We start from the raw sequence: 7741 nt of genomic DNA, 5'->3' as shown, positions 1-7741 counted from the left end.
GCCAACCGGATTCTTTCAGGGCAGGGCACGAGCGTCATCGCGCGCTCCGATCCCTTTCGGCAATACCAGCGTCGCGAAGACCGGACGATGTGGCTGCTGATGACGCCCGCGCTCGTCGTAATCGTGTCGCTGCGTGGTACCAGTTCCTCGACGCCGTAGGTGCATGATGTCAATCGCCAACCGGATTCTTTCAGGGCAGGGCACGAGCGTCATCGCGCGCTCCGATCCCTTTCGGCAATACCAGCGTCGCGAAGACCGGACGATGTGGCTGCTGATGACGCCCGCGCTCGTCGTAATCGTGTTGCTGCTGGTGGTGCCGCTCGTATGGCTGTCGTGGCAGTCCATCTGGAATCACGGCTTCACGCTCGCGAATTACGAGCGGGTGTTCACCGGCGTGTATCTCGATACCTTCCTGCTGACGTTCAAGCTCAGCTTCATCGTGACGGTCATTACGTTGTTGCTGGGTTATCCGGTCGCTTATCTCGCCGCGTCCGTCTCGCCCAGATTCAGCACGCTGATCCTCGGCATGGTGATCCTGCCGTTCTGGACCAGCGTGCTCGTGCGTACCTACGCCTGGCTCGTCTTGCTGCAGCGCACCGGAGTGGTCAACAAGCTGCTGATGGCGAGCGGCCTGACCGACCACCCGCTGCAACTCGGCTACAACCAGATCGGTACGGTAATCGCCATGGTGCACATCCTGCTGCCGTTCATGGTGCTGCCGCTCTATTCCGCGATGCAGAAGATCCCCGCGAACCTCTCGCATGCCGGCGCGAGCCTCGGCGGCTCGCCACTGCACGTTTTCTTGCGGGTGTTCCTGCCGTTGTCCATGAGCGGCGTGATCGCGGGCGTGACGCTCGTTTTCATCCTGTGCCTCGGCTTCTATATCACGCCCGAACTCATGGGCGGCGGCAAGTCGGTGACGGTGTCCATGGTCGTGAGCCGCAATGTGGAGATCTATAACAGCTGGGGCGCGGCGAGTGCAGTCAGCGTGGTCCTGCTGGTCTGCGTGTTCGCCATCTTTTATGCAGCGAGCCGCGTAGTGCCGCTCGAAAAGACATTGGGGGCAAAATGAACCGGCTCTCTTTCGCACGCGTGGCGCTGGCAGCCGGAGTGGTCGTGATCCTCGTCTTCCTGATGGTGCCGATCCTGATCGTCGTGCCGCTGTCGTTCTCCGACACCCGCTTCATGACCTTCCCGCCACCCGGATATTCCCTGCGCTGGTATCACACGTTCTTCGGCAATTCCGCGTGGATAGACGCGGCCCGCACCACGCTGATTGCTTCTGTGTGCGCGTCGCTGCTGGCCACGCCATTGGGCGTGGCTGCCGCCTACGCCATCCAGAACGGGACGCACCGGTTCATGCGGTACATGCGGACCTTGCTGATGCTGCCGTTGATGGTGCCGATCATCATCGTGGCGGTCGGGGTTTTCTTCGTGTACTCGCAGGCCGGTTACGTGAATACACTTGGCGGCCTGATCCTCGCCGATACCATGCTCGGGCTGCCGTACGTCCTGATCGCAGTCGGCGCGGATCTTCGCACTTTCGATCCCACGCAGGAAATGGTGGCGCGCAGTCTCGGCATGAACCGCTTTCGCAGCTTCATGACGGTCACGCTGCCGCAGATCCGCTCGAGCGTGATCTCGGGTGCGGTGTTCGTCTTCATTCAGGCGCTCGATGAAACCGTAGTGGCGCTGTTCGTTTCAGGAGGCGCCAACCAGACGCTGACGCGCCGCATGTTCGTCACGCTGCGCGACGAAATCGATCCGACCATTGCCGCGATCAGCACCATGCTGACGGCGATCACGTTATGCCTCGTGATGATCGTGGTGGTGAGCCGGAAGTCGGCCGCGCGTGTTTGAGTGCATTAACCAAGAGGTCATTTCGATGAATCACGCGTTGCAGTTTTATATCGGCGGCGAGTGGGTGGAACCGCTGGGGTCGGCCCGGATTGGCGTGATCGATCCGTGCACGGAGGAGCCATTCGCTGAGATCGCCATGGCAACACCGGCCGATATCGACCGCGCGGTGGCCGCGGCCCGTCATGCGTTCGCCTCGTTTGCGGCGACATCGCCCGACGAGCGGCTTGCGCTGATCCGCAAGATCCTGGCCGCCTATGCGGACCGCTACGAAGAAATGGCGCTCGTCATTTCACGCGAAATCGGCGCGCCGCGCGCGCTTGCGCACGGCTGGCAAGCGGGACTCGGCACGCGCCATCTGAAGGAACTGATCCGCACATGCGAGGCGTTTGTCTGGCAGCGCATGAAAGGCACGACGCTGATCACGCACGAGCCGATAGGCGTGGCCGCGTTGATCACGCCATGGAACTGGCCGATCAACCAGATTGTCTGCAAGGTCGCGCCTGCGATTGCGGCCGGTTGCACGATGGTGCTCAAACCAAGCGAAGTGTCTCCGCTCAATGCGCTCCTGTTTGCTGAGGTGCTCGACGCTGCAGGGGTACCTGCCGGGGTGTTCAACCTCGTCAACGGTGACGGTCCGCTCGCCGGCGCCGCGCTGTGCAGTCATCCCGACGTGGACATGGTGTCGTTCACCGGTTCGACTCGCGCGGGTATCGAGATTGCACGGCTCGCTGCGCCCACGGTCAAGCGCGTGCATCAGGAACTCGGCGGCAAGTCCGCCAATATCATCCTCGACGATGCCGAGCTTACCGCCGCGGTCACATCCGGTGTCAACGCGTGCTTTGGCAACAGCGGACAGTCGTGCAACGCGCCCACGCGCATGTTCGTGCCGGCCGCGCGTCATGCCGAAGCGGTGACGATAGCGCGCGAGGCGGCTCAAAAGCACGTCGTCGGCGCCGCTGACGATGCACGCACGACGCTTGGTCCGGTCGTGAGCGCGGTGCAATTCGACCGCATTCAACGGCTGATCCAGCAGGGTATCGACGAAGGTGCGGACCTTGTCACGGGCGGCACCGGGCGTCCCGAAGGATTGGCGCATGGCTATTACGTGCGTCCCACCGTCTTCGCGGGCGTGCGGCCCGACATGACCATTGCCCGCGATGAAATCTTCGGCCCCGTTCTGTCGATACTCCCCTACGACGACGAAGAGCATGCCATTGCGATGGCAAACGACAGCATCTTCGGTCTCGCGGCCTACGTGCAGTCCGGTGACCGCGAGCATGCGCGACGTGTCGCGCGCCGTCTGCGCGCGGGGAGCGTGCATATCAACTACCCGGCTTGGGACGCGGGCGCACCGTTCGGCGGTTTCAGGCAATCGGGCAACGGCCGCGAGTATGGCGAGTGGGGACTTGAGGCGTTTCTTGAAGTGAAGGGCATCGTGGGATACGCAGCGTGATCACGATGCTTCATTGAGCCGGTTCCGAGCGAATCATTTCCGCGATGCGCTCGGCAATCATGATGGTCGGAATGTTGGTATTTGCGCAGGGAATGGACGGCATCAGCGATGCATCGCAGACCCGCAGGTTCTCGACGCCATAGACGAGGCCGCTTGAGCCGGTGACGGCATGCGGATCGTCAGGCGCGCCCATCCGGCACGTGCCCGATGGATGCCACGTGCCACCGACCGAGCGCGTGACGAATTCTGTCATTGCCCGGTCGTCTCCAAGCAGCGTCTCAAGCGTTACACCTTGCGTGACGAGCGTCCTGATCAGCCTCGCGCGCCAGGGCCCCGCAACATCCAGCAGCACGCTCAATGCGCCGCGCTGCAAGGCGTTCCATACGCCTGGCACTGCCACCCTCGCCACACGGGGGGAATAACTCGATGGAAAAAGCGCACCGGCCCACTTGGTCATCGCCGGATCGCTCAGTGCGGTCGCGCCAAAGCGAATCGCGAGCTTGAGCCGGTCAAGATCACGCGCGTCCGACAGCATGTTGAATTCGACTTTGGGCTCATCCCGCGCATTCAATGAAACCAGTGTCACCCGTCCGCGCGAGTACGACTTGTTGACCCAGAAAAAAAGCGTTCCCAGTCGATACCCGATCGAGTGCCAGCCTGAGCGGGACAGGATCGCGCCGTGCATGTCGCCGGGAACCGTGTCGGGTAATCCTGAGGAAAACCGTACGATCGCCTGTTCATGATGTTCTTCCGGAAACAGGGTGCGCGCGGACTTTTTGAGGAACGCGGATACGGCGATCGACGGATGTTCCATCAGGTTGCCGCCGACGCCCGGACGGTCCGCGATCACTTTCATTCCCAGCGCGCGAAGGTCGTCCGCGGGGCCTATGCCACTGCGCAGCAGCATCGCCGGGCTGTGGATTGCGCCTGCGCAGACGATTACATTGCGTGCCTGGATGATTTCGCCGGAACCCAGCAGCGCGCCGGTTGCGCGCGTGCCGTCAAAGAGAATGCGATCAACGCTTGTGTCTGTCCTGATTGAAAGATTCGGGCGTTGGCGGACTTGATCGGTCAGATAGCAGACCGAGGTGGGAATACGCTCGCCTTGCTCGCTGACCGCAATCGAACCGATGAACGAGCCGTCTTCCCAAGGGCCATTCTGATCGTCGCGATTCGGATATCCCGAACGGTCCAGCGCCTTCAGCACCGCGCGCACGAACGGCGAAATCCGGGCGCGCTCAGTACGCCCGATGCGAACCGGTCCATTTGTACCGTGTAGTTCACCCGTGAAATCGGTGTCCGTTTCGAGCTTGCGAAAAGCGGGCAGGCATGCCGCCCAGTTCCATCCGCTGGCGCCGAGCGATTCCCATTCATCATAGTCCGCAGGTGCGCCGCGATTGGCCATCAACGCGTTGATCGCGGAACCGCCGCCGAGGAGTCGCGCCTGTTCGTATCGGCGAGGCGAAGCGGGCGTGCTCATGCGCGCCGAAAGACGCTTCCAGAGGTTGTCGGCGTCGAGATAGGCGCGCCCCGGGTAGCGGCTTCGCACTTCGGCGGGCATGGTCGCCGCGGATATATCACGACCGGCTTCGACGAGCATCACCTGTCTGCCGGTATCTTCGGAAAGACGCGCGGCCAGCACGCAGCCGGCCGACCCGCCGCCAAGTATCAGAGTGTCGATCACGAGGTATGTGGTGCGTGGAGAAAGGCGAACGCGCCCTGTAACACGGGCGCGGGAGAATCCGGACCTACGGACGTCATTGCATGAATTTCAGCCAGCGCGCCTTCGCCTGGATGCCCGGCTCCGAGGCCCACCATTCTTCCGACATCAGCGCCTGCTTCGCTGCGTTCTCGGGCGAGCTGGGCAGTTCGGCCGCACGCTTCGCGGTGATCTTGCCGGTCTTGAACGCAGCCGGATTGCCCGGACTATAGTCGATATACAAGGGCAGGTTGGCCTGCAGGTCCGGGGACATGGCGGTGTTCAAAAACTGGATCGCGGTCGGCAAATTCGGCGCGTTCTTGAGGATGCACAACTGCGTGTTCTGCAGGATGCCGTCGTTATACGTGAAGGCGACATCGGGATTGTCCTTTTGCACGGCGCTTGCGCGACCGTTCCAGATCATTTCCATATCGACTTCGCCGTCGTGCAGCAACTGCGCCGACTGGCCGCCGGACGTCCACCAGACCGTTATGTCCGGCTTGATCTGATCGAGCTTCTTGAACGCGCGGTCCACGTCGAGCGGATAAAGCTTGTTGCGCGGGACGCCGTCGGCGAGCAGTGCCGCCTCGAGAACGGTTTGCGGATCATTGCGCAATGCGCGCGTGCCGGGGAACGCCTTCACATTCCAGAAATCCGCCCAGCTCTGCGGGACCTTCTTCAGTGACTTCTTGTTGTAGCCGATCACCGTCGAATAAAACTCGTAGGCAACAGAATAGGGCGTGCGGTATTGCTCGGGCATGGCAGCGGCGTTCGGGATCTTCGAGAAGTCGAGCTTCTCCAGAAGACCTTCTCGGCCGCCGCGCAGACAGTTCGCGGTGGGGGTATCGATCACGTCCCAGATCGGCTTGCCGGTTGCGCCCTGGGCTTTTACCGCCGGCCATGCGTCGGGGATGCTGTCCTGGTTCACTGTGATGCCGAGCAGCTTCGCGGCAGGGTCGAGAATCGCCTTGGTCTGCGCTTCCTGGTAGCTGCCGCCTTGCGAGACAAATGTGATCTGACCGGCGGCAAGTGCCGGGACGCTGGAGGCGAGAAATATCGACAGAAACAATGCGACGGGGCGTAGCGGCAGATTTTTCATCGACGTCGGTCCTGGGGTCATTGGAAGGGCAGTTGCGCGGAGTGTTCGATGTAATCATCAAGCGTGACACGGTGGCCGGACTCTAGTCGGCCGGTCCTGCCCGCGCTGAGGAAAAATATAGGGCGCCGTTATGGGCGTGGCAACGCCGGAATTGTTTGAGGGGCTATTACATGAGGTTATGAAGGCGGCTTTGTTTGTGCCGTGGGAAGGGTCAAGGCTGGTCGCCGCTCAGTCAGCGCAACAGCGGTGAGCGGACGCTCGGCGGCCAGTTTGAGAGATTCGACTGCCAGGACCCGCGTAAGCCAGCGGCCACTATTGCTGCGTGAGCATCAGGTTCAGGTTCTGAACCGCAGCGCCGGAGGCACCTTTGCCGAGATTATCGAAAACCGCGGATAGCAGCACATGCCCGTGCGCCGTGTTGGAAAATACGCTCAAGCGCATGTCGTCCGTACCGTTCAGCATTTGCGGATCCAGGTGCTTCAAGGCGCTTGATTCCTGCAGCGGCAAGACATGCACGTGCGTCGCCCCGCAATAGTGGCGTGTGAGGCACGCGTGTAATGTGGCGCCGTCTACGTCGGGTGCCAGCAGCCGTACATCCAGGGGCACCGTCAGCACGATGCCCTGCCGGAACGCACCATACGCAGGGACGAAGATCGGACGCTGCGCGAGTCCGGCGTGCTGCTGGATCTCCGGGGGGTGCTTATGCGCGAGTTCCAACCCATAGACCTGGTAAGAAGGCGCGTTGACGGCGCCCGGCCCCTCGTGCTCCTCCACGCCGGCGCGTCCACGTCCCGAGTAGCCGGACACCGCGTGAATGCAGACCGGATAGCTGTCTGGTATGAGCCCGGCCTGCAGCAGGGGACGCAGCAGGCCAATCGCACCGGTCGGATAGCAACCTGGGTTGGTGACCCGGCGTGCGTTTGCAATGCGTTCCGCCTGTCCCGCAGTCATCTCCGGAAATCCGTATGTCCAGCCCGGTTGTGTGCGGTGGGCGGAACTTGCGTCGATAACTCTGACGGCGGGATTGACAATGGCGTCCACCGCCTCGCGCGCGGCGGCATCGGGCAGGCAGAGGATAGCGATGTCGCAGGCGTTGATGGCTTCGGCGCGACGCTTCGGATCCTTGCGTTGCGCAGCGGGAAGCGTAAATAGCTTCAGGTCGCTTCGATCGCGAAGCCGTTCGTGGATCTGCAATCCGGTGGTGCCTTGGTCGCCGTCGATGAAAACGAGGGGAGAGCTCATGCGCGGAATACTCCGGTGACTGGGTCATGACAAAGAAAACGAACCCCTATCTTCTGCGCACCGCTAAAATAGTGAAAGTTGAATTTCACAACGCTGACATTCAGTTTTTCTGAATCAGGACCCTGACATGCGAGAGATCAGCCTGGACCGCTTGCGCACTCTGGTCGCCATTGTCGACCGTGGCTCATTCGCGGACGCGGCGCGTGCGCTGCACCTGGCGCCGCCAACGGTCAGCCTGCACATCGCTGAACTGGAAAACCGCATCGGGGCTCCGCTCCTGTCACGCAAGCGCGGACATGTTCGACCGTCGGCAAGTGAAGCTGTTACGCGCACTTGAAACCGGAACGTTCTTTCGAGTCGGCGGTAATGAGCTGATTCACTCCGATGA

General features: G+C 62.0%; 6 protein-coding genes and 1 pseudogene. 4 read left to right on the top strand and 3 right to left on the bottom strand.

Annotation, left to right across the window (positions count from 1 at the left end; translation table 11 throughout):
- The first annotated feature begins 163 nt into the window (after window positions 1-163).
- From ACRXB1_RS25070 to ACRXB1_RS25060, 3 genes are read left to right on the top strand one after another with little or no spacing between them, the layout of a single operon-like run.
- Window positions 164-1072 carry an ABC transporter permease gene (locus ACRXB1_RS25070; protein ID WP_449493570.1) on the top strand — a complete coding sequence of 303 codons (909 nt, stop codon included), beginning with the start codon at window positions 164-166 and terminating at the stop codon, window positions 1070-1072.
- The gene (locus tag ACRXB1_RS25065; RefSeq protein WP_062001908.1) at window positions 1069-1860 is read left to right on the top strand and encodes an ABC transporter permease; all 792 of its coding nucleotides are present in this window, start codon (window positions 1069-1071) and stop codon (window positions 1858-1860) included. Before ACRXB1_RS25070 ends, ACRXB1_RS25065 begins: the two co-directional genes overlap by 4 nt.
- A gap of 25 nt (window positions 1861-1885) precedes the next feature.
- On the top strand, window positions 1886-3313 hold the full coding sequence (locus tag ACRXB1_RS25060) for an aldehyde dehydrogenase family protein (protein ID WP_449493569.1): 1428 nt from the start codon (window positions 1886-1888) through the stop codon (window positions 3311-3313).
- 10 nt (window positions 3314-3323) lie between these two features.
- Here the strand turns inward: ACRXB1_RS25060 and ACRXB1_RS25055 are convergent, their stop codons facing one another.
- The 3 genes from ACRXB1_RS25055 to argC form a co-directional block, all read right to left on the bottom strand.
- Window positions 3324-4997, bottom strand: coding sequence for a GMC family oxidoreductase (locus ACRXB1_RS25055; protein WP_449493568.1), 1674 nt, complete (start codon window positions 4995-4997; stop codon window positions 3324-3326).
- A 73-nt stretch (window positions 4998-5070) separates the two neighbouring features.
- Window positions 5071-6111, bottom strand: coding sequence for an ABC transporter substrate-binding protein (locus ACRXB1_RS25050; RefSeq protein ID WP_449493567.1), 1041 nt, complete (start codon window positions 6109-6111; stop codon window positions 5071-5073).
- A 312-nt stretch (window positions 6112-6423) separates the two neighbouring features.
- Window positions 6424-7353 carry an N-acetyl-gamma-glutamyl-phosphate reductase gene (gene argC / locus ACRXB1_RS25045; RefSeq protein ID WP_075357576.1) on the bottom strand — a complete coding sequence of 310 codons (930 nt, stop codon included), beginning with the start codon at window positions 7351-7353 and terminating at the stop codon, window positions 6424-6426.
- A 127-nt stretch (window positions 7354-7480) separates the two neighbouring features.
- Between argC and ACRXB1_RS25040 the strand changes: the two are divergent.
- A pseudogene (locus tag ACRXB1_RS25040) lies at window positions 7481-7666 on the top strand (helix-turn-helix domain-containing protein); the annotation flags it as partial.
- Window positions 7667-7741: the final 75 nt, after the last annotated feature.

This window comes from Caballeronia sp. M23-90, from assembly GCF_053574605.1.
This window is presented reverse-complemented; position numbering and strand designations above follow the sequence as displayed.

What these genes read in the sequence shown, in the direction of transcription:
- ACRXB1_RS25070 (WP_449493570.1), top strand. Translation starts at nt 164, where the DNA reads ATGATGTCAATCGCCAACCGGATTCTTTCAGGGCAGGGCACGAGCGTC.
- ACRXB1_RS25065 (WP_062001908.1), top strand. Translation starts at nt 1,069, where the DNA reads ATGAACCGGCTCTCTTTCGCACGCGTGGCGCTGGCAGCCGGAGTGGTC.
- ACRXB1_RS25060 (WP_449493569.1), top strand. Translation starts at nt 1,886, where the DNA reads ATGAATCACGCGTTGCAGTTTTATATCGGCGGCGAGTGGGTGGAACCG.
- ACRXB1_RS25050 (WP_449493567.1), bottom strand. Translation starts at nt 6,111, where the DNA reads ATGAAAAATCTGCCGCTACGCCCCGTCGCATTGTTTCTGTCGATATTT.
- argC (WP_075357576.1), bottom strand. Translation starts at nt 7,353, where the DNA reads ATGAGCTCTCCCCTCGTTTTCATCGACGGCGACCAAGGCACCACCGGA.